Here is a 21,252-nt window from a genome sequence, read left to right on the forward strand (position 1 = left end):
GTCTAGACTAGAGTTGTTAACGGCCGTTAACATCGGCATTGTTAACGCTCGTTAACCGGGGAGGACGGTATGGGCGGACCCGCGATCGGCTCCCGCGCGGACGTCTCGGCCGAGGCGTTCAAGGCGAACGCCGCGCACAACGAGGCCCTCGTCGCGGAGCTGCGCGACCGCGTCGACCGGGCCGGTCGCGGCGGCCCCGAGCGGGCCCGCGAACGCCATGTCGCGCGCGGCAAGCTGCTCCCCCGCGACCGGGTCGACACGCTCCTCGACCCCGGCTCGGCGTTCCTGGAGCTGTCCCCGCTGGCCGCGAACGGCCTGTACGACGACGAGGCGCCAGGCGCGGGCATCATCACGGGCGTCGGGCGGGTCTCCGGCCGCGAGTGCGTGATCGTCGCGAACGACGCGACCGTCAAGGGCGGCACCTACTACCCGGTCACGGTGAAGAAGCACCTGCGGGCGCAGGAGGTGGCGCTGCACAACCGCCTCCCCTGCGTCTACCTGGTCGACTCCGGCGGCGCGTTCCTCCCCCGGCAGGACGACGTGTTCCCCGACCGCGAGCACTTCGGCCGCATCTTCTACAACCAGGCCACGCTGTCCGGGCTCGGGATTCCGCAGATCGCGGCGGTGCTGGGGTCGTGCACGGCGGGCGGCGCGTACGTCCCGGCGATGAGCGACGAGGCCGTCATCGTCCGCGGCCAGGGGACGATCTTCCTGGGCGGGCCGCCGCTGGTGAAGGCCGCCACCGGGGAGGTCGTGACGGCGGAGGAGCTGGGCGGCGGCGAGCTGCACTCCCGGACGTCCGGCGTCACCGACCATCTCGCCGACGACGACGCGCACGCGCTGCGGATCGTCCGCGACATCGTGTCCACGCTCGGGCCCCGCGAGCCGCGCCCGTGGGACGTCGCGGCCCCCGAGGAGCCGGACGCCGACCCGGCTGAACTGTACGGCGTCGTCCCGCCCGACCCGCGCACCCCCTACGACGTGCGGGAGGTCATCGCCCGGATCGTGGACGGCAGCCGCTTCCAGGAGTTCAAGAAGGAGTACGGCGCCACGCTCGTGACCGGCTTCGCCCGCATCCACGGGCATCCGGTCGGGATCGTCGCGAACAACGGCATCCTGTTCAGCGAGTCGGCGCAGAAGGGCGCGCATTTCATCGAACTGTGCGACCGGCGCAGCGTCCCGCTCGTGTTCCTGCAGAACATCACCGGATTCATGGTCGGCCGCGAATACGAGGCGGGCGGCATCGCCAAGCACGGCGCGAAAATGGTCACGGCCGTCGCGTGCGCGCGCGTCCCGAAGTTCACCGTCGTCATCGGCGGGTCGTTCGGCGCGGGCAACTACGCGATGTGCGGCCGGGCGTATTCGCCGCGTTTCCTGTGGATGTGGCCGAACGCCCGCATCTCCGTCATGGGCGGCGAGCAGGCGGCGAGCGTGCTGGCGACCGTCCGGCGCGACCAGCTGGAGGGGCGCGGCGAGGAATGGACCGTCGAGGCCGAGGAGGCGTTCAAGTCGCCGATCCGCGAGCAATATGAGGCACAGGGCAACCCGTACTACTCGACGGCGCGGCTCTGGGACGACGGCGTGATCGACCCGGCCGACACCCGGCGCGTGCTGGGGCTCGGGCTGTCGGTCGCCGCGAACGCACCGCTGGAGCCGGTCGGCTACGGCGTCTTCCGGATGTGAGGGTGTTGATGTTCGACAGCGTCCTGGTCGCCAACCGGGGTGAGATCGCCGTCCGCGTGTTCCGCACGCTGCGGCGGCTGGGCGTGCGGGCGGTGGCCGTCCACACCGACGGGGACGCGCGGGCCCGGCATGTGCGGGAGGCGGACGAGGCGCTCCGCGTCCCGTCGTACCTCGACATCGACGCCGTGATCGCGGCGGCGCGGGCGTCCGGGGCGGGGGCCGTCCACCCGGGGTACGGGTTCCTGGCGGAGAACACGGCGTTCGCGCGGGCGTGCGGCGAGGCGGGGCTGGTGTTCGTCGGCCCGCCCGCCGAGGCGATCGAGGCGATGGGCGACAAGATCCGCGCGAAGCGGACGGTCGCCGCGGCGGGCGTCCCCGTCGTCCCGGGCCGGAACGAGTCCGGCCTCTCCGACGCCGAGCTGGCGGCCGCCGCCCTGGAGATCGGGCTTCCGGTGCTGGTCAAGCCGTCCGCCGGGGGCGGCGGGAAGGGCATGCGGCTCGTCCGGGACGCGGCCGGCCTCCCGGACGCGATCGCGTCCGCCCGCCGCGAGGCGCTCGGCTCGTTCGGCGACGACACGCTGCTGGCCGAGCGGTTCGTCGAGAACCCGCGGCACATCGAGATCCAGGTCTTCGCCGACGCCCACGGCAATGCCGTCCACCTGGGCGAACGCGAGTGCAGCCTGCAACGCCGCCACCAGAAGATCATCGAGGAGGCCCCGTCGCCGCTGCTGGACGCCGCCGCCCGCGAGCGGATGGGCGAGGCCGCGGTGGCCGCCGCGCAGGCCGTCGGCTACGTGGGCGCCGGGACGGTCGAGTACATCGTCTCCGCCGACCGCCCCGGCGAGTTCTTCTTCATGGAGATGAACACGCGCTTGCAGGTCGAGCACCCGGTCACCGAATTCGTCACCGGCCTTGACCTGGTCGAACTCCAGCTCCGCGTCGCCGCCGGGGAGCCGTTGCCGGTCACCCAGGACGACGTGACGCTCGACGGCCACGCGATCGAGGCCCGCATCTACGCCGAGGATCCCGCGCGCGGATTCCTGCCGACCGGCGGGCGCGTCCTCGCCCTGTCGGAGCCGGAGCACGCCCGCGTCGACTCCGGGCTGGACGTCGGGACGGAGGTCGGCGGGGCCTACGATCCGATGCTCGCCAAGGTGATCGTCCACGGCTCCGGCCGCGCGGAGGCGCTGCACCGTCTCGACCGGGCGCTCGCCTCGTACTCGCTGCTGGGCGTCCCGACGAACGTCGCGTTCCTGCGGCGCCTGCTCGCGCATCCGTCCGTCGTGTCGGGCGATCTCGACACGGGCCTGGTCGAGCGGTCCCTGGACGAGCTGACCGCGGACGCGTCCGTCCCGGACGACGTGCTCGCCGCGGCCGCTTTGGAGCGGATGCTGGCCCTGGAGTCCGTAGGCGACGACCCGTGGGACGTCCCGGACGGCTGGCGTCCCGGCGCGCACGCCTGGACGCCGTGGATCATCACCCCGCCCGGCGGCGACCCGGTGGAGGTCCGCGTCCAGGGACGGGCCGCGTCCGCCCGCGTCGCCATCGGCGGCGATCCGCCGGTCGCGGCGTCGCTGACCAGGCCGTTCGTCCTGACCTACGCTGGAAGGACGACCTCGTTCGAGGCCGCGCTGGACGGCCGCACGCTGTGGCTCGGCCGCGACGGCCGCACGTGGGCGCTGAGCGAGCACGTCCGCGCCGAAGGCGGCGCCGACGCGGCCGACGCGGGCGACGGGGTGCTGCGCAGCCCGATGCCGGGGACGGTCCTCGCCGTGAAGGCGGCCGAGGGCGACCGGGTCGCCGAGGGGCAGCCGCTCGTGGTCGTCGAGGCGATGAAGATGGAGCACACCGTCACCGCACCGCTCGCCGGGGTCGTGGCGAAGCTGCCGGTCCGCGCGGGCGCGCAGGTCGCGCTCGACGCGGTCTTGGCTGTGATCGAGGAGGCATGACGATGCGGGTTCCGCTCTCCGGGCTTCCGCACGAGGTCACGATCTACGAGGTCGGGCCGCGGGACGGGCTGCAGAACGAGAAGGCGATCGTCCCGGTGGACGTCAAGTCCGAGCTCGTGACGCGGCTGGCGGACGCGGGCCTGCGCACGATCGAGACGACCAGCTTCGTCCATCCGAAATGGGTGCCGCAGCTCGCCGACGCCGAAGAGCTCCTGGACGTCCTCCCCCGCTCCCCCGAGCTGCGCTATCCGGTCCTGGTCCCGAACGAGCGGGGCCTCGACCGGGCGCTCGCCAACGGCATCACCGAGATCGCGATCTTCGGGTCCGCCACGGAGACGTTCTCCCGGCGCAACCTGAACCGCACCGTGGACGAGTCGCTCGCGATGTTCGCCCCGGTCGTCGGGCGCGCCCGCGCGGAGGGGCTGTGGGTGCGGGCGTACGTGTCGATGGTGTGCGGCGACCCGTGGGAGGGCGACGTGCCGATCGAGCAGGTCGTGTCCGTCGCGTCCCGGATGATGGAGCTCGGCTGCTCGCAGCTGAGCCTCGGCGACACCATCGGCGTCGGGACGCCGGGCCAGGTCACCGCGCTGATCGAGGCGCTCGGCGCGGCGGGCATCGGCGCCGACCGGCTCGCCGTCCACTTCCACGACACCTACGGGCAGGCGCTCGCCAACACGCTCGCCGCGCTCCAGGCCGGGGTCACGGTCGTGGACGCGTCCGCCGGAGGTCTCGGCGGCTGCCCGTTCGCGGGGAGCGCCACCGGCAACCTGCCCACCGAGGACCTCGTCTGGATGCTGAACGGCCTCGGCGTCGCGACGGGCGTCGACCTCGACAAGCTCGTCGCGACCAGCCGCTGGCTGGCGAGCCAGCTGGGGCGTCCGAGCCCGTCCCGCGTAGTCCAGGCCCTCTCACCCGCAACGGAGACATGATGATCGACTTCACGCTCACCGAGGAGCAGGAAGAGCTGCGGAGCACGGTCGGGCGGTTCGCCCGCGAGACGGTCGCGCCGGTGATCGGGGACCTGTACGAGCGCGGCGAGTTCCCGTACGAGATCGTCGCCGCGATGGGGAAGATGGGCCTGTTCGGGCTGCCGTTCCCGGAGGAGCACGGCGGGATGGGCGGCGACTACTTCACCCTCTGCCTGGCCCTGGAGGAGCTGGCCCGCGTCGACTCGTCCGTCGCGATCACGCTGGAGGCGGGGGTGTCGCTGGGCGCGATGCCGATCTACCGGTTCGGGTCGGCGGAGCAGAAGGAGCGGTGGCTGCCGCGGCTCACGTCCGGCGAGCGACTGGCCGGTTTCGGCCTCACCGAGCCGGGCGGCGGCTCGGACGTCCCCGGCGGCATGCGCACCACCGCCCGGCTGGACGGCGACTCGTGGGTGATCAACGGGTCGAAGGCGTTCATCACCAACTCCGGCACGGACATCACCGAGTTCGTGACCGTCACGGCGTTGACCGGCGACGGCGAGATCTCGGCGATCATCGTGCCGAACGGCACGCCGGGGTTCACGGTGGGGCGGAAGTACTCGAAGGTCGGCTGGTCGGCGTCCGACACCCGCGAGCTGTCGTTCGACGACGTGCGCGTCCCCGCCGCGAACCTGGTGGGCGAGCGCGGCCGCGGGTACGCGCAGTTCCTCCGCATCCTGGACGAGGGCCGCATCGCGATCGCCGCGCTGTCGGTTGGCCTGGCCCAGGGCTGCGTGGACGAGTGCCTCCGCTACGTGCGGGAACGCGAGGCGTTCGGCAAGGAGATCGGGCGCTACCAGGCCGTCCAGTTCAAGATCGCCGACATGGAGCTGCGCGCCCACACCTCGCGGCTGGCGTACTACGCCGCCGCGGCGAAGATGCTGGCCGGGGAGAAGTTCAAGAAGGAGGCCGCGATCGCGAAGCTGGTCGCGTCCAACGCCGCGATGGACAACGCCCGCGACGCCACGCAGATCTTCGGCGGCTACGGCTTCATGAACGAGTACGCGGTCGGCCGGTTCTACCGGGACGCCAAGATCCTGGAGATCGGCGAGGGGACGTCCGAGGTCCAGCGCATGCTGATCGCCCGCGCCCTCGGCCTCCCGACGTCCTGATCACCTTGACCGACTTGGAGTAATATGTCCGCCCCTGGGGTTGCCTTTACCGCAACTTGCCGTCAACCCCCATAAACGTGATCCGAGGGGTGACCAGGCTCATTAGTATGTGGGGCGTGCCACCGCACCGACCGATGGGGGCTTCCGTGCCGGACACAGCAGACAGAGAACCGCCCTCGGCCGATCTGCGGACGGACGTCGCCCACTCGGCCCGGGTGTACGACTACCTGCTCGGCGGCAAGGACAATTACGCCGCCGACCGGGAGGCCGCCGAGGAAGTCGTCAAGATAGCGCCGTACATGCGCACGTCGATGCGCGCGAGCCGCAACTTCATGGTCCGGGTCGCGCGGTACCTGGCGGCCGACCGCGGCGTCCGCCAGTACCTGGACATCGGCACCGGCCTGCCGACCTCGCCCAACCTGCACGAGGTCGTCCAGGACGTCGATCCCGCCTCCCGGGTGGTGTACGTCGACAACGACCCGATCGTGCTCGTGCACGCCCGCGCCCTGCTCACCAGCACCCCCGAGGGACGTTCCCGCTACATCCAGGCCGACCTGAGCGACCCGGACGCCGTGCTGACCGCGCCGGAGGTCCACGAGACGCTCGACCTGAGCCGTCCCGTCGCGCTGTGCCTCCTCACCGTGATCCACTTCGTGCACGACGACGACGAGGCGCAGCGGATCGTCCGGCGGCTCATGGAGCCGCTCCCGTCCGGCAGCTACCTCGCCCTCTCCACGATCAACATCGAGAGCGCGGCCGGGCCGGTCCGCGCCGCCGTGAAGAAGCACAACGAGCACGGGATCCGCTCCAAGGGCCGCACGACGGCGCAGATCACGAGCTTCTTCAACGGGCTGGAACTGGTCGAGCCGGGCGTGACGCCCGTCCACCACTGGCGCCCGGACGACGAGGCCCGCACGATCGACGACTCGCAGGTCTCCATCTACGGCGGGGTGGCCCGCAAGCCCTGACGCCGATCCCGCCGATCCCGCCATTCCGGGCGTTACCGGCGTTACCGGCGCGCCGTGAAGGCCGTCAGCTCCGTCAGCTCGCGCCGCGTCACGTCCGCGAACCGGCGGCGCAGTCCGTCCTCGACGCGGCGGAGCTGATCGTCCGGAAGCCGGAAGCGGCGCGCGACCCTCGGCGGGCGGCGGCCGCCGTGCCAGGCGATCAGCACCCGGCCGCCGGGACGCGTGACGCGGCGCAGCTCGTCCAGCCCGCTCTCCAGGCACGGCCAGAGCGCCACGCTGTTGACCGAGACGACGCAGTCGAACTCGGCGTCGCCGAACCCGGTGTCCGCGGCCGATCCGAGCCGGAGCTCGGCCCGCGGCGCGTGCTTGACGGCCATGGCCCGCATCTCCGGGGACGGGTCGACGCCGCAGACGCGTCCGGCGGGCGTCCGGGTGAGGCGGCGGACCAGGCCGCCCGGCCCGTACCCGATCTCCAGCACCCGCTCCCCCGGCCGGACGCCGAGCAGCGCGGCGACCTCGTCCTGCCTGTTCATGCGCAGCATGAGGCGTCCGGCGAGCCGTCCGCGCAGCCCGTCCGGCACGATGAACGCCGAGCGGGTGGCCTGCCCCGAGGTCCACGGCCTGGTCTCCACCTCGGTGGACGTTCCCCGAGGTGGCGCGGGGAATCCGCCCACCCCGGCCGCGGCTTGGCGGCGGCCTGGTCGCAACCTGGCGCGGTAGTGTCGGCGGATGCTGCTGCGCGCCTACGGAATGGCTCGTTCCCTGGTCATGTACTACGGCGTCCCGGGCAAGCACCGGCGGGCGTCGCGCCTCTACGGCGAGTTCCTCAAGCCCGGTGATCTCGCGTTCGACGTCGGCGCCCACGTGGGCGGACGGGTGCGCGTGTGGCGCGGGCTCGGGGCGCGGGTCGTCGCGGTCGAGCCGCAGCCCGACTGCCTGCGCGCCCTGCGCCTCTTCTACGGCCGCGACGGCGGCGTGACGATCGTGCCGGAGGCCGTCGGGGCGCGGCCGGGCCAGGCCGAGCTGGCGCTGTCGACGGCGACGCCGACGGTCTCCTCGATGTCGCGCGACTGGATCGAGTCGGTGGCGACGGACAGCAGTTTCGCCCGCGTCCGCTGGGACCGCAGCGTCAAGGTGGACGTGACGACCCTGGACGGCCTCATCGCGGCCCACGGCGTCCCGGCCTTCTGCAAGATCGACGTCGAGGGCTTCGAGGCGGACGTCCTCGCGGGCCTCAGCCGTGTCGTGCCCGCGCTCTCGTTCGAGTACGTCCCGTCCGCGCACGAGGCCGGGCTGGAGGCGCTGCGCCTGGTGGAGCGGCTCGGCGCGGCGGCCGGCGGCTACGTCTACAACTACTCGCCCGTCGAGACGATGCGGTTCGCCGCCGGGCGCTGGCTGGACGCGGCCACGCTGGAGCGGCAGCTGGAGCGCATCCGCCCGCGCGGCCGGTCCGGCGACGTCTACGCGCGCCTGCGACATTGAGCTTGACGGCTAATGCTCTTAGCTTTATGGTTATAGCTAAGAGCATTAGCCGCCCGCGCAAGGAGCCAGGCCATGAGCAGCATCACCGCCCCCGCCGCCACCAAGCCCGCCTCTGCCCCCGCCTCTGCCGCTGCCAAGTCCGGCCTCGGCCGTACCGTCCGCCGCGCCGCATGGCTGGCCAACGCCCTGTTCTGGACAGCGTTCGCCGTCCTCGAAGGTGTCAACCACGGCTGGCTCGCCGCCCTCCTCGCCGTCGTCTTCTTCGTCGCCCCCGACCTGACCTTCCTGGCCGGGGCGCGCGACGCCCACAAGGTCGAGAAGGGCCAGCTCCCGCCGCGCGCCGTCCCGTACTACAACGCCGCGCACCGGGCGCTGGTCCCCGTCGCCCTCATCGCGATCTACACGTTCACGCCCTTCACCTGGGCGCCGATCTTCGCCGGGATGTGCGGCTGGCTGGCCCACATCTCCTTCGACCGCGCGCTCGGCTACGGCCTGCGCACCAAGGACGGCTTCCAGCGCGGCTGACCGGCCCCGCCCTTCCGGGCGCGGCCCCGGCTGAGGCCCGATGATCGTCGCTTCGGCGCGGTCATCGGGCCTCCTTCATGACCGCTTCGCGCACGGCCGGGGCGATCTCCCCGGCCCAACGTCCGAGGGACGTGTCGTCAGGCGCCCCGTCACCGGCCGGGAAGAACGTGAAGCCCGACGCGCCGTGCTCCAGGACCGCCCCGGTCAGCTCCTCGACCCACTGGGCGGCGGAACCGCCGATCCAGCGGCCCGACCGGTCGCGCGTGGCGGCCAGCGGACGGCCGGTGACGCGGCCCGGGAGGTTGAAGACAGTGCGGATCTCCCCCGGATCGCGGCCCGCCGACGCCGCCGCCTCATCGATGACCGGCCGCGACTCGCGGTATCGATCGCTCAGCCAGTCGGCCGCGTGGCCGGGGATCCAGCCGTCCGCGACCCGTCCGGTGACGGCCAGGGACTTCGGCCCGACCGAGCCCGTCCACACGGGCGGCGCGGCGACGGGGGCCGGGTCGATCTCGTCCACCCGGTAGTGGCGGCCCCGGTGGGTGACCGGAGGGCCGCCGCCGGACAGCTTCCTGACCAGGACGATCGCCTCCTCGAACGCGTCCACGGCGGCGCCGGGCGAGAGCGGCGGCACGCCCAGGTCGGCGATCCGGTCCCAGCGTCCGCCCGCGCCCATGCCGAGCACGATCCGGCCGCCGGACAGCGCCGACAGCGACGTCACCGTCCGCGCCAGCATCGGCGCCGGACGGGTCGGCAGGTTGGTGACGTTCGCGAGGCCCGCGATGTGCTCCGTCCGCCCGAGGACGAAGCCGATGGCGGCGTAGGCGTCCAGGCGTCCGCCGAGGTAGGGGTGGTCCGACAGGGAGAAGAAGTCGAGACCGTCCCGGTCGGCCTGCCGGGCCAGGCGGAGCAGCCCGGGCGCGTCGCCGACGCCGCTGTGGGGGGCGAAGCCGAACACGACATCCTTCACCGGCATTTGTCCTGCCTCCTTTCCGGGCCTTCTCAGGCGGTGCCGAACAGTTCGGCGAACCGTCCGGTGAACAGGTCGGCGCCCTTGTACTCGGCGACCGCCTCGGCCGGGAGGACGGACGGCCCGTCCTCCGTGGCCATCTGGCCGACGCCGCCGCGCGTCCCGAGCGGGAGCAGGATCATCAGGTCGGACGACGGCCGGTAGACCGCCGGGGCCCGCTCCCCGCGCAGCTGGGCGAGGATGTTCTCCGCCACGACCTCGGCGTGGCTCATGGCGTGCCCAGCCCGCTTCGCCTCCGCCACGTCGGTGATGTCGCCGACCGCGTAGACGTGGTCGTGCCCGCAGACGTTGAGGGTCTCGGTGACGGGCACCTCGCCCTGCGCCGTGCGGGCCGTGAGCCGCCCGTCGGCGAGGTACTCGCTGTTGACGTGCACGCCGTACGCGCGGAACCAGATGTCCGCGGTGATCTCCGCGCCGCCGTCGGTGGCGACGGTGAACGTCTCGGCCCGGCCGGACCTCGGCGCGGGCGGCGCGGTCAGCCCCGCGCCGAGCAGCAGCCGGACGTCCAGCGCGTCGAGCTGGCGGTGCAGCTCCTCGCGCAGCTCGGGATGGAAGCCGGGGAGCAGGTGCTCGACCGGGTCGACGACGGTCACCCACTTGCGCGGCCAGACCTCCTTGATCTCACCGGCCAGTTCCAGCCCGACCGGCCCCGCCCCGGCGATCAGTACCCGGTCGGCGGCGGCCAGCTCCTTGTGCGTCTCGCGCAGGTCGTCCAGCGCGGCGCCGGTGGTGTCGGCGTCGGGCTTGGCCGGGTAGACGTAGCTGGACCCGGACGCCAGCACCAGGTAGTCGGCCTCGACGCGCCGTCCCGATTCGAGCGTGACGCCGCCCGGGTCGGCCGAGACGGCACGGTCGCGGATCACCGTGCCCCTGGTCATCAGCGCGTCGTAGGGGAAGAACATGTTGCCGGCCCAGTCCGGCTGGGTCAGCGCCCGCAGGGATCCGGCCGCGTTGACGAACGCGTCCCTGGGCTCGATGAGGAGAACGTCGGCCTCGGCGTCCAATGCCTTGGCGACCGCCGATCCCCCGTAACCTCCGCCGATGACCGCGACAGTTCGGTTCATGATCGCACGCTCCGCTGATAGGAGAAGAGTTCGTGTCACGAACCATATTAGTTCGTGCTACGAACTTCAACCCCCTGTCATACGGACTCAGTGCTTGGAGAAGGGCCCCTCCCCCGGCTCCATGAAGACCACCGGGACCTCGTTGTCCAGGACGACGCGGCCGAGCGCGTCGGCGAGCGCGTCCCGTTCGGCCTCGTCGAGACCGTCCGCGAGCCGCTCGACCCGGCGGCACGTCTCGGGATAGAACGCGTCGATGAGCTTGCGGCCCTCCGGGGTCAGCGCGACCCGCACCGCCCGCATGTCCGTCGGGTCGGACTCCCGCTGGACGAGGCCGTTGCGCTCCGTCCGGTCGACCAGGCCGGTCAGGCTCGACTTGGCCAGGCCGAGCATCGCGCCGAGCTCGCCCATCCCGCGCGGCCGCATCATCAGCACGCACAGCAGCACGCCCTGCTGCGACGTGATGCCGTGCTCCCGTGCCGACTCGGCGTACACGGCGTTCACCAGGAACGCGCTCTGCACCAGCGCGCCCACGACCCCGATCCGCTCACCATCCTGCGTACCCACGTGACCAGCATACCCACAGTTCGCATGACGAACTGATTCCTCCGGCGGCGGGGTTGTGGTGGCGGGAGATTTGACGCAGGATCGGCAGCCCCGGCCACCGCCAGCTAGAGGGGAGTCACTCGTGCCCGCCAATGTTCCTTTCACCCGCCGTGGCCTGCTCGGAAGCGCCGCCGTCGCCGCCGGCGGCGCCCTGCTCGGCCCGCAGCCCCCCGCCTCCGCGCACGCCACCTCCACGCACGCCACCTCAGCGCGCGCAGCCGCGGCGCGGGCCGTGCCGCGCCGGTACACGCGTGCCGAGTGGCGCGCGCGTGCGCCCAAGATGGCCGCGGACGTCCTGGACCGGGCTCCCGACCACATCGTCGTCCACCACACCGCCTCGGCGAACTCGGCCGACCGCTCGCTGGAGCACGCCTTCGAGCTGTCCCGCGCGATCCAGAAGTTCCACATGGACACCAACGGCTGGGAGGACGCCGGCCAGCAGCTCACCATCAGCCGCGGCGGCCACCTCATGGAGGGACGCAACCGCAGCCTCGCCGCCATCGGCGCCGGGAACCTCGTCGTCGGCGCGCAGACGCTCGGCCACAACGATCACACGATCGGCATCGAGAACGAGGGCACCTACATGACCGCGGAGCCCACCGGCGAACTCTGGGACGCGCTCGTCGCGACGTGCGCGTGGCTGTGCGACGTCCACGGCCTCGACCCGCACGCGGCCATCGTCGGGCACCGGGACTACAACAGCACCGCCTGTCCCGGCGACGTGCTGTACGCGCGGTTGCCGCGGCTCCGCAACGAGGTCGCCGGAAGCCTCGGCCTGCGGCGCGTCCCGCTGGGCCCGCCGCCCAAGCCCAGCGGGCTCCCCGGCCCACGCCACACCTTCGACCACGGCCCGGCCGCCTAACAGCGACCGCCCGGCGCAGCGGGCGGGGTTGCCCGCCCTGCGGCAGGGCCGCCCGGCCTGCGGCGGAGCCACCCGGCCTGCGGCAGGGCCGCCCGGCCTGCGGTGGGGCCGCCCGGCCTGCGGTGGGGCCGTCCGGCCTGCGGTAGGGCGTCTGGCCTGCGGTGGGGCCGTCTCCGGAGAGGGAGGCGGTTCCGGCGTCAGCGGCCGATGTAGTCGGCGAGGTGCTCGCCGGTGAGGGTGGAGCAGGCGGCGACGAGATCGGCGGGGGCGCCCTCGAAGACGATCTTGCCGCCGTCGTGGCCCGCGCCGGGGCCGAGGTCGATGATCCAGTCGGCGTGCGCCATGACGGCCTGGTGGTGCTCGATGACGATCACCGACTTGCCGGAGTCGACGAGCCGGTCGAGCATGCCGAGCAGCTGCTCGACGTCGGCGAGGTGCAGGCCGGTGGTCGGCTCGTCCAGGATGTAGACGCCGCCCTTCTCGCCCATGTGGGTGGCCAGCTTGAGCCGCTGCCGCTCGCCGCCGGACAGGGTGGTCAGCGGCTGGCCGAGCTTGAGGTAGCCGAGGCCGACGCCGTCCATCTGGGCGAGGATCTTGTGGGCGGCGGGGGTGCGCGCGTCACCGGCGCCGAAGAACTCCTCGGCCTCCGCCACCGACATCGCGAGCACCTCGCTGATGTCGCGGCCGCCGAGGTGGTAGTCCAGCACCGACGCCTCGAACCGCTTGCCCTCGCAGTCCTCGCAGGTGGTGGTGACGCCGTCCATGAAACCGAGCTCGGTGTAGATGACGCCCGCGCCGTTGCAGGCGGGGCAGGCTCCCTCGGAGTTCGCGCTGAACAGCGACGCCTGAACGCCGTTGGCCTTCGCGAACGCCTTGCGGATCGGGTCGAGCAGCCCCGTGTACGTCGCCGGGTTGCTGCGCCGCGAGCCGCGGATCGGAGCCTGGTCGACGGTGACGACGCCGTCCCGCCCGGTGACCGAGCCGTTGATCAGCGAGCTCTTGCCGGAGCCCGCCACGCCGGTGACGACGCAGAGCACGCCGAGGGGGACGTCGACGTCCACGTCCTGCAGGTTGTGGGCGTTCGCGCCGCGGATCTCCAGCGTCCCGGACGGCTTGCGCACCGTGTCCTTCAGCGTGGCGCGGTCGTCGAAGTGGCGGCCGGTGAGCGTGTCGCTGCCGCGCAGGGCGTCGACGGTCCCCTCGAAGCAGACGGTGCCGCCCGCCGTCCCCGCGCCGGGGCCGAGGTCGACGACGTGGTCGGCGATCGCGATCGTCTCCGGCTTGTGCTCCACGACGAGGACCGTGTTGCCCTTGTCGCGCAGCCGCTGCAGCAGCTCGTTCATCCGCTGGATGTCGTGCGGGTGCAGGCCGATGGTCGGCTCGTCGAACACGTACGTGACGTCGGTGAGCGCGGAGCCGAGGTGCCGGATCAGCTTGGTGCGCTGCGCCTCCCCGCCCGACAGCGTGCCGGACGGCCGGTCGAGCGACAGGTAGCCCAGCCCGATCTCCACGAACGAGTCGAGCGTGGCCTGCAACGTCGTGAGCAGCGGCCCCACGGACGGCTCGTCCAGGCCGCGCACCCAGCCGGACAGGTCGCTGATCTGCATCGCGCACGCGTCCGCGATGTTGATCCCCTTGATCTTCGAGGACCTGGCGGCCTCGGCGAGGCGGGTGCCGCCGCAGTCGGGGCAGGCGGTGAAGACGGCCGCACGCTCAACGAACGCCCGGATGTGGGGCTGCATCGCGTCCTTGTCCTTGGACAGGAACGACTTCTGGACGCGCGGCACCAGCCCCTCGTACGTGATGTTCGTGTTGTCGATCTTCACCTTGACGGGCTCGCGGAAGAGCAGGTCGTGGCGCTCCTGGTCGGTGTAGTCGCGGACCGGCTTGTCCGGGTCGAAGAAGCCCGTCATGACGAACATCTTCACCGACCAGCCGCCCGCCTTGTAGCCGGGGACGGTGATCGCGCCCTCGTTGAGCGACTTGGAGTCGTCGACCAGCTGGCGCACGTCGATGTCGGAGACCATGCCCCGCCCCTCGCACCGCGGGCACATCCCGCCGGCACGGCTGAACGTGACCTTCTCGGCCTTGGCGGCGCCGCCGCGCTCGACGGTGATCGCGCCGGCCGCCTTGACCGAGGGGACGTTGAACGAGAACGCGTTCGGCGGCCCGATGTGCGGCTGCCCGAGCCTGCTGAACAGCAGCCGCAGCATCGCGTTGGCGTCGGTCACGGTGCCGACGGTGGAGCGGGGGTTGGCGCCCAGCCGCTCCTGGTCGACGATGATCGCCGTCGTCAGCCCCTCCAGCAGGTCGGCCTCGGGCCGCGCCATCGTCGGCATGAAGCCCTGCACGAACGCGCTGTACGTCTCGTTGATCATCCGCTGCGACTCGGCGGCGATCGTGTCGAACACCAGCGAGCTCTTGCCCGAGCCCGACACGCCGGTGAACACCGTCAGCCGGCGCTTCGGGATCTCGACGCTGACGTCCTTGAGGTTGTTCACGTGCGCGCCGTGCACGCGGATCAGATCGTGGCCGTCGGCGGCGTGCGCCTCGGACGGCCGCCCGTCCGTCCCCCTGGTGATGCTCATCATGTCTCCATCCGTGCCGCGTACGCTCGTGCCGGAGGCCGCCACCGGCGCCGGGGGCGGCCTCGTTCAAAGTGCCGTCTGCGCAGGTCAGGCTATGTGCAGTCAGGCTCTGCGCAGGTCGGGGTCTGCGCAGGTCAGGCTATGTGCGGTCGGGCTTTGCGCAGGTCGGGCTTCGCGCAGGCAGCCCTGGGCGGGTCGGACCGGTCGCCGGGACGGCTCAGGTCCGCTGCTGGATGCGGAGCAGGTTACCCGCGGGATCGCGGAACGCGCAGTCGCGGATGCCGTACGGCTGGTCCGTCGGCTCCTGGACGACCTCCGCGCCCCCGGCCGCCAGCTTCGCGAACGTCTCGTCGACGTCGGCGGTGGCGAGGTTGATGCCCGCGTAGGTGCCCTTCGCCATCATCTCGGTGATCATGCGGCTCTCGTCGTCGGTGATGCCGCAGCCCTCGACGACCGGCGGCTCCAGGACGATGGACGTGCCGGGCTGGCCGGCCGGGCCGACCGTGATCCAGCGCATCCCGCCGTAGCCGACGTCGTTGCGGACCTCGAAGCCGAGGACGTCGCGGTAGAAGGCCAGCGACACGTCCGGGTCGTCGTGCGGAAGGAAGGTCTGGTAAATGCTGATGTCCATGGCTGTCACGCTAGTTGCGGCTCGGAGACCGGTGCTTCTCGATTCCTGATCGGTCTGGTGACCTTCTTCGCCACGCACGGCGCCATCCCCGCCGTGGCCCGCGCCTGCTCCCGCCGGTACACGCTCGGCGGGACGCCGACCAGCTCGGCGAACCGCGTGCTGAACGTGCCCAGCGACGAGCATCCGACCTCGAAGCAGACCTCGGTGACGTTGAGGTCGCCGCGGCGCAGCAGCGCCATCGCGCGCTCGATCCGCCGCGTCATCAGGTAGCCGTACGGTGACTCGCCGTAGGCCTGCTTGAACTGACGGCTGAGGTGCCCGGCCGACATGTTCACGCCGCGGGCGAGCGCCTCGACGTCCAGCGGCTGCCGGTAGTCCCGGTCGATCCGGTCGCGGACGCGGCGCAGCAACGCGAGGTCACTCAGGCGCTGCGCCTCGGCTGATCTGCTGCTCACCTGCGGAATCGTCCCACGTCCTGTCCGAATTGTCTAAGCCGCCGGCGCTCCCCGTGAGCCCCGTCTCAGGGCCGAGGGGACAGGCCCACGTCACCGCCTGCGGGTCGTCGCGGGCACCGGTGGAGTCGCGGTGCCGGTGAAGTGGAAGCCGGTCGCCCGGATGCGGCCGGCGCGGATCGCCGCGGCCTCGTCGGCCTCGGTCGCGGTCAGGCCGTCGTGGAGGTACGGCAGCCACGCGAGGTGCCGCTGCTCGAACCGCGACCGTAGTTCCCGCAGGAGCGTGCTCGACGGGTGCATCCGCTCACCGGCCGCCCACTCCGCGACGTATTCGGTGAGCGGGCGGCTCCGGCCGGCGGCCGCGTCCTGCCGCCAGCGGTCGCAGTGCGCGGCCAGGAACGCCTCCGGCGGGTACGGCGGTGGGGGGAGGTGGGCGTTGTACCAGCGCGCGCTGGCTTCGTCGATGAGGTCCCAGCCGAACTCGGCGACGAGCACCGTGCCTCCGTCGCGCAGCAGCCCGGCCGTCTTGTCGAGGACGTGCCCGAGGTCACCGACGTGATGCAGCGACAGCGACGCGACGGCGACGTCGAAGGCGCCCCCGGTGAGCTCGGCGTCCTCGAACGCGCATCGCCTGAACTCCAATCCGGCCACGGGCGCGGCGTCCTGTGGGGCTTCCGGGTCCACCGCGATGACGTCGTGACCGGCACGGGCCATCGCACGGGCCAGGTCGCCGTCCCCGCAGCCGATCTCGACGACTCGGGCGGGCCGGTCGGGCAGGCGGCCGAGGACGAACTCGTACCTGGCCGGGAGTTCCTTGCTTCGCACATCGCCTCCGGGTGCGTTCGCGGTGGACACGCCCCATCCTCGGCGCGGTCGCCCATCGGCACCACTGAGACTTCGTTGGGTCTGGCATACGCTCGGGACATGCTTGACGTTCAGCGGCTGCGCGTGCTCGCCGAGGTCGCCGAGCACGGCTCGTTCTCGGGGGCCGCGCAGGCGCTGTACTGCACGCAGCCGGCGGTCTCCCGGCAGATCGCGGCGCTGGAACGGGAGCTGGGCGTGCCGCTGGTGCGCCGTCTGCCCAGGGGCGTCCGGCTCACGCAGGCGGGCGAACTGCTCCACGCGCACGCGCGCGTCATCCTGGCGTCGGTGGCCGCCGCCGAGCGCGAGGTGCGCGGGCTGGCCCGGCTGGACGGCGGACGGCTGCGGATGGCCGCTTTCGCCACCGCCAACACCTCCCTGGTCCCTTCGGTGATCGCCGTGTTCCGCGAGCGTCATCCCGGCGTCGAGCTCGCGCTGATGCTCGGCCGCCGGGCGGACGAGACGCTCGCCGCCGTGCGCGCGGGCGAGCTCGACCTCGCCCTGATGGCCGAGTGGGGCCCCGGCCTCCCCGGGGACGCGGACGGGCTCGACGTGTCGCCGCTGCTCGACGACCGGCTCTGCGTCGCCCTGGGACGCGGCCACCGGCTGGCCCCGAGGCGACGGGTCCGGCTGGCCGACCTGGCGGACGAGACCTGGATCGACGGCGCCCACCCCGACTGCTGCGGCCCGCTCGACCGCTTCCACGAGGCCGCAGGGTTCCGGCCCAGGATCGGCCTCCAGTGCGACGACTGGCACGGCAAGCAGGCGCTGGTCGCCTCGGGCGCGGGCATCATGCTCTTTCCCGAACTCGCGCGGCCGCGGGCGCGCGACGACATCGTGCTCCGGCCGACCGTCCCGGCGCTGCCCGCCCGGCGCGTCCTGGCGGTCACCGGCGAGGCGCGTCATCGTCCGCCCGCGGCGCACCGCATGCTCGACCTGCTCCGCCGAGCAACCGAGCCCCACCGGGCCCCACCGGCGGACTTCAGCGGTCGTTCACGCGGGTAGCTCGGCGCGCCGGCGGTAGGTGAGCGGGCTGACGCCGTAGTGGCGCTTGAAGGCGGTGCTGAACGTGAACGGGCTGGTGTAGCCGACGTCCGCCGCCACGCGGGAGACCGGCAGATCCTCGGCGCGCAGCCGGTCGGCGGCGAGCGCCAGCCGCCAGGACGTGAGGTAGGCCATCGGCGGCTCACCGACCACGGCCGCGAACCGCCGCGAGAAACCGGCGCGGGACATCCCGACCCGCCGCGCCAGGGACGCGACCGTCCAGGGCTGCGCGGTCTGGTCGTGCATCAGGTCGAGCGCGGCGCCGACGACCGGGTCGGCGCCCGCGCGGAGCCAGCCGGGCGGGTCGGCGGACGGCGACTCGGCCCACTGCCTGATGGCGGCGACCGTGAGGCAGTCGAGCAGCCGGTCGAGCAGGCTGGCCTGGCCGATCCCCACCCCGCGGAGCTCACCGGCGAGCAGCTCGACGAGCCCCGGATGGTGATCGTCCGCCCGTACCAGCAGCGCGGGTGGCAGCGCCTTGATCAGCCGCGAGCCGACCTCGCTCACGCTCGGATAGGTGCCGACGAGCATGGTGTCGCGTCCCGTCGCGGCGTTCCCCCAGGTGCGCACGCCGCGGAACGTGGGAAGGTCCAGGCTCGCGCCCGCCGGGGTCTCGCACCGTCCGCCCGGGTGGATCACGGCCTGCGGCGGACGGTCGACGTCGTCGGCGAACAGGTAGGGATCGGGCCTGGCGATCAGCAGCAGGTCGCCGGGACCCAGCCGCACCGGGTCGCCGTCGTCGGGCGCGTAGCAGGCGGACCCGCCCGTCATCGCCACCACCGCCAGCGGCGCCTCGTCCTGCACCCGGACGGCCCAGGGCGGCGTCATCGTCACGCGGAGCAGGAAGGCGCCCTGCGCGCGGGGCGCGTCCAGCAGTGCGGTCAGCGCGTCCACCCGGTCCACGCTAGACGAATTCACATGGATCTGCGTCACCGAGCCATGGATGATCTCGTCCCCGCCCGGTTGCCTGGACGTATGAGCACTCCAACGTTCAACGCGCCGGTCCGCCGCCCGAAGGCCGCCGACCGGCGGCGCGCCGGAGGCGGCGCGCTGACGACCGCGAGCCTGATCATCGCCACCCTCACGACCGGGCTGACGGCGGGCGTCTTCACCGACTGGTCCAACACGATCATGCCCGGGCTGCGCGATCTCGACGACCGCACCTTCGTCACGGCCTTCCGGGCGCTCAACGAGGCGATCGACAATCCGCTGTTCGTCGGCGTCGAGTTCACCGGCGCCCTGCTGTTCATCGGCCTGTCCGTCGCCCTGCACCTGCGTCCCGGACGGCGGCGGGTGCTGCTGTGGGTCGGGGCTGCGCTGGCGTTCTACCTGGTGGCGAACGTGGTCACGTTCGGCGTCCACTTCCCGCTCAACGACAAGATCATGGAGGGCGGCGAGCTCCGCACCGACGCCGACTTCGCGGCCGCCCGCGCCCGGCTCGACGAGGCGAAATGGACAGCCTGGAACACCGTCCGCGCCCTGTCGACGACGCTCGCGTTCGGCTGCCTCACCTGGGCCCTCGCGATCCACCGCCACCCCGCACCCACCGAACGGACGGAGCACTGACCGCGTATTAGACGTGTCGACGCGAGGCTCCCTAGCATTCGGCGGATGACAGAGCGACGCGCGATCCTCAGCGGTTCGACCTTCGAGGAGCAGATCGGATACGCCCGTGCCGTGGTCGACGGTGACTGGGTGCACGTGTCCGGGACGACCGGGTTCGACTACGCCACCATGACGATCTCCGACGACGTGGTCGCGCAGGCCGAGCAGTGCCTGCGCAACGTCGAGGCCGCGCTCACCGAGGCGGGGTGCACCTTCGCCGACGTGGTCCGGGTGCGCTACCTGCTGCCCGAGCGCGAGGACTTCGAGCCCTGCTGGCCGGTCCTGCGAAGCCGCTTCGGCGACGTCCGCCCGGCCGCCACGATGCTCGTCTGCGGCCTCGCCGACCCCCGCATGAAGATCGAGATTGAGGTCTACGCCCGCCGGCGCGACCCGGAGGCCAAAAAATAGGTTAATATTATTTTCATGACCCGACACGTCGACGCCGGCGCCCGCCGGACCCAGGTGGCCGAGGCGTTGATGTCCACCGTGGCCGAGCGCGGTCTGGCCCGCACCACCCTGGCCGACGTCGCGGCGGCGGCCGGGGTGTCCGTGGGCCTCGTCCAGCGCTACTTCCGCACCAAGGACGACCTGCTCAGGTTCGGCGTCGAGTGGATCTACGGCCGGGCCCGTGAGCGGGTCCGGCAGGTGGACGTCACTCCCCCGGTGCGCGGCATCGTCGTCCGGATCATGGAGACCTTCCTCCCGCTGGACGAGGAGCGGTCCCGGGAGCTGCGGGTCTGGCTGAGCTTCCTCCAGGCGTCGCTAACCGATCCGGACATGGCCGCCACCCACAAGGCCGCCACCCGCGAGCTGGTCGACGGGATCGCCGAGGCTCTCCGCGCCGCGCGGCGCAGGGACGAACTCCCGGCGGGAACGGATGTCGCGGCGGAGGCGGCGGCACTCGTCGCGTTCGTGGACGGCCTCAGCCTGCACCACGCCGCGACCCACGAGGGATACGGCCCGCACGAGCTGCGGACGGCGCTCACGCGCTACGTCGACCGGCTCTTCGGGGACGAGAAGGCCGGATGAGCACGACGCTCGCGGGCGCGCTGCTGGGGCTGAGCCTTCTCGACAGCACCAGCTTCGGCACCCTGCTCATCCCGATCTGGCTGCTGCTGACGCCGGGCCGCCTCCACCCGACCCGGATCGCCGTCTACCTCGCCACCGTCGCGGCGTTCTACTTCGCCACCGGAATCCTGCTGACCCTGGGCGCCGACGCCGCGCTCCAGGCCGCGCGCGACGCGTTCTCCGGCGTTTCACCCGTCCTCCTGCGATGGTGCCAGCTGGTGGCGGGAGTGCTGGTCATCGTCCTGAGCTACTGGCTGGAGGCGCGGGCTCGCGGGCAGGGCGACTCCCCCGGCAGGGTGCAGCGCTGGCGGGCGCGTGCGATGGCGGGGAGCGGCGGCCCGTCCGGGCTGATGAGCCTGGCCCTCGTGGCGGCCGGGCTGGAGGTCGCCACGATGCTGCCCTACCTGGGCGCGGTCGGGCTCATCGCCAACGCGGGCATGAGCTGGCAGCTCACCGGCGCGGCGCTCGCCGGATACTGCGTGGTGATGACCGTCCCGGCGCTCGTCCTGGCCACGGCCCGGCTCACCGCCCACGCCAAGGTCGACCCCCTGCTGCGGCGAATCAACGACTGGCTGACCAGGAACAGCGCGAAGGCGCTGGGCTGGACCGTGGGCGGCGTCGGCATCGGCCTGACCCTGAACGCGATCGTCGCCCTCGCCACCGACCCTTAGACCAGGGGCGGAACGCTCTGGCGGCGTCCATTTCACCCGGGTGTGAACGGGGCCGCTCACGGCGCGGAACTCGGGGACGGCAGCCCTCT

The 21,252-nt window shown here is 72.4% G+C and carries 22 protein-coding genes; 13 read left to right on the plus strand and 9 right to left on the minus strand.

All coding sequences use genetic code 11. The features are described 5' to 3' along the window. Positions 1–69 precede the first annotated feature (69 nt). The 5 genes from ACH34T_RS12700 (at position 70) to ACH34T_RS12720 (ending at position 6,677) form a co-directional block, all read left to right on the plus strand. Entirely contained in the window at positions 70–1,683 is a 1,614-nt protein-coding gene (locus ACH34T_RS12700) for a carboxyl transferase domain-containing protein (protein ID WP_395992262.1), read from the plus strand. A gap of 8 nt (positions 1,684–1,691) precedes the next feature. Further along, the gene (locus tag ACH34T_RS12705) at positions 1,692–3,632 is read left to right on the plus strand and encodes a biotin carboxylase N-terminal domain-containing protein (RefSeq protein ID WP_395992263.1); all 1,941 of its coding nucleotides are present in this window, start codon (positions 1,692–1,694) and stop codon (positions 3,630–3,632) included. Between the two features lie 2 nt (positions 3,633–3,634). Continuing rightward, on the plus strand, positions 3,635–4,561 hold the full coding sequence (locus ACH34T_RS12710) for a hydroxymethylglutaryl-CoA lyase (protein WP_395992264.1): 927 nt from the start codon (positions 3,635–3,637) through the stop codon (positions 4,559–4,561). Next, on the plus strand, positions 4,561–5,709 hold the full coding sequence (locus ACH34T_RS12715) for an acyl-CoA dehydrogenase family protein (RefSeq protein WP_395992265.1): 1,149 nt from the start codon (positions 4,561–4,563) through the stop codon (positions 5,707–5,709). The genes ACH34T_RS12710 and ACH34T_RS12715 overlap by 1 nt, the downstream gene beginning before the upstream one ends. Before the next feature lie 146 nt (positions 5,710–5,855). After that, on the plus strand, positions 5,856–6,677 hold the full coding sequence (locus tag ACH34T_RS12720; protein ID WP_395992266.1) for an SAM-dependent methyltransferase: 822 nt from the start codon (positions 5,856–5,858) through the stop codon (positions 6,675–6,677). A gap of 41 nt (positions 6,678–6,718) precedes the next feature. Here the strand turns inward: ACH34T_RS12720 and ACH34T_RS12725 are convergent, their stop codons facing one another. Beyond that, a complete protein-coding gene (locus ACH34T_RS12725; protein ID WP_395992267.1) occupies positions 6,719–7,309 on the minus strand; it encodes a class I SAM-dependent methyltransferase in 591 nt (196 codons plus the stop codon). Between the two features lie 97 nt (positions 7,310–7,406). On the opposite strand from ACH34T_RS12725, the gene ACH34T_RS12730 reads away from it, so the two are divergent. Next, positions 7,407–8,159 (plus strand): FkbM family methyltransferase, encoded by a 753-nt coding sequence (locus tag ACH34T_RS12730; protein ID WP_395992268.1) that lies wholly within the window; start codon positions 7,407–7,409, stop codon positions 8,157–8,159. 72 nt (positions 8,160–8,231) lie between these two features. After that, positions 8,232–8,684: a DUF4260 family protein gene (locus tag ACH34T_RS12735; RefSeq protein ID WP_395992269.1), complete on the plus strand. Its 453-nt coding sequence runs from the start codon at positions 8,232–8,234 to the stop codon at positions 8,682–8,684. A gap of 61 nt (positions 8,685–8,745) precedes the next feature. Here ACH34T_RS12735 and ACH34T_RS12740 read toward each other — a convergent pair whose 3' ends face one another. The 3 genes from ACH34T_RS12740 to ACH34T_RS12750 form a co-directional block, all read right to left on the minus strand. Next, positions 8,746–9,660 carry an LLM class flavin-dependent oxidoreductase gene (locus tag ACH34T_RS12740; RefSeq protein ID WP_395992270.1) on the minus strand — a complete coding sequence of 305 codons (915 nt, stop codon included), beginning with the start codon at positions 9,658–9,660 and terminating at the stop codon, positions 8,746–8,748. A gap of 26 nt (positions 9,661–9,686) precedes the next feature. Beyond that, positions 9,687–10,778, minus strand: a complete 1,092-nt coding sequence (locus tag ACH34T_RS12745) for an NAD(P)/FAD-dependent oxidoreductase (protein ID WP_395992271.1) — start codon at positions 10,776–10,778, stop codon at positions 9,687–9,689. Positions 10,779–10,865: 87 nt separating this feature from the next. Beyond that, positions 10,866–11,342 (minus strand): MarR family winged helix-turn-helix transcriptional regulator, encoded by a 477-nt coding sequence (locus ACH34T_RS12750; protein ID WP_395992272.1) that lies wholly within the window; start codon positions 11,340–11,342, stop codon positions 10,866–10,868. Between the two features lie 121 nt (positions 11,343–11,463). On the opposite strand from ACH34T_RS12750, the gene ACH34T_RS12755 reads away from it, so the two are divergent. After that, a complete protein-coding gene (locus ACH34T_RS12755) occupies positions 11,464–12,243 on the plus strand; it encodes a peptidoglycan recognition family protein (protein WP_395992273.1) in 780 nt (259 codons plus the stop codon). Positions 12,244–12,440: 197 nt separating this feature from the next. Here ACH34T_RS12755 and ACH34T_RS12760 read toward each other — a convergent pair whose 3' ends face one another. From ACH34T_RS12760 to ACH34T_RS12775, 4 genes are all read right to left on the minus strand, one after another. Next, entirely contained in the window at positions 12,441–14,831 is a 2,391-nt protein-coding gene (locus tag ACH34T_RS12760) for an ATP-binding cassette domain-containing protein (protein ID WP_395992274.1), read from the minus strand. Between the two features lie 217 nt (positions 14,832–15,048). After that, the gene (locus tag ACH34T_RS12765) at positions 15,049–15,462 is read right to left on the minus strand and encodes a VOC family protein (RefSeq protein ID WP_395992275.1); all 414 of its coding nucleotides are present in this window, start codon (positions 15,460–15,462) and stop codon (positions 15,049–15,051) included. 5 nt (positions 15,463–15,467) lie between these two features. Beyond that, complete coding sequence (locus ACH34T_RS12770; RefSeq protein ID WP_395992276.1) at positions 15,468–15,917, minus strand: helix-turn-helix transcriptional regulator; 450 nt, start codon at positions 15,915–15,917, stop codon at positions 15,468–15,470. A gap of 90 nt (positions 15,918–16,007) precedes the next feature. Continuing rightward, on the minus strand, positions 16,008–16,769 hold the full coding sequence (locus ACH34T_RS12775; protein ID WP_395992277.1) for a class I SAM-dependent methyltransferase: 762 nt from the start codon (positions 16,767–16,769) through the stop codon (positions 16,008–16,010). A 69-nt stretch (positions 16,770–16,838) separates the two neighbouring features. Between ACH34T_RS12775 and ACH34T_RS12780 the strand changes: the two genes are divergently transcribed. Next, positions 16,839–17,780, plus strand: a complete 942-nt coding sequence (locus ACH34T_RS12780; RefSeq protein WP_395992278.1) for a LysR family transcriptional regulator — start codon at positions 16,839–16,841, stop codon at positions 17,778–17,780. Here ACH34T_RS12780 and ACH34T_RS12785 read toward each other — a convergent pair. Further along, a complete protein-coding gene (locus tag ACH34T_RS12785) occupies positions 17,769–18,713 on the minus strand; it encodes an AraC family transcriptional regulator (protein ID WP_395992279.1) in 945 nt (314 codons plus the stop codon). The two genes, ACH34T_RS12780 and ACH34T_RS12785, sit on opposite strands and share 12 nt — an antisense overlap. Before the next feature lie 81 nt (positions 18,714–18,794). Here ACH34T_RS12785 and ACH34T_RS12790 point away from each other — a divergent pair, with 81 nt between their 5' ends. From ACH34T_RS12790 to ACH34T_RS12805, 4 genes are read left to right on the plus strand one after another with little or no spacing between them, the layout of a single operon-like run. Further along, on the plus strand, positions 18,795–19,385 hold the full coding sequence (locus tag ACH34T_RS12790; protein ID WP_395992280.1) for a DUF1772 domain-containing protein: 591 nt from the start codon (positions 18,795–18,797) through the stop codon (positions 19,383–19,385). Between the two features lie 45 nt (positions 19,386–19,430). Beyond that, on the plus strand, positions 19,431–19,832 hold the full coding sequence (locus tag ACH34T_RS12795; RefSeq protein WP_395992281.1) for a RidA family protein: 402 nt from the start codon (positions 19,431–19,433) through the stop codon (positions 19,830–19,832). Positions 19,833–19,847: 15 nt separating this feature from the next. Then, positions 19,848–20,453, plus strand: a complete 606-nt coding sequence (locus ACH34T_RS12800) for a TetR/AcrR family transcriptional regulator (protein WP_395992282.1) — start codon at positions 19,848–19,850, stop codon at positions 20,451–20,453. Continuing rightward, the gene (locus ACH34T_RS12805) at positions 20,450–21,163 is read left to right on the plus strand and encodes a GAP family protein (RefSeq protein WP_395992283.1); all 714 of its coding nucleotides are present in this window, start codon (positions 20,450–20,452) and stop codon (positions 21,161–21,163) included. The genes ACH34T_RS12800 and ACH34T_RS12805 overlap by 4 nt, the downstream gene beginning before the upstream one ends. The last annotated feature ends 89 nt before the right edge of the window (positions 21,164–21,252 follow it).

This window comes from Actinomadura sp. 9N215 (genome assembly GCF_044326345.1).
Taxonomy (GTDB): domain Bacteria; phylum Actinomycetota; class Actinomycetes; order Streptosporangiales; family Streptosporangiaceae; genus Spirillospora.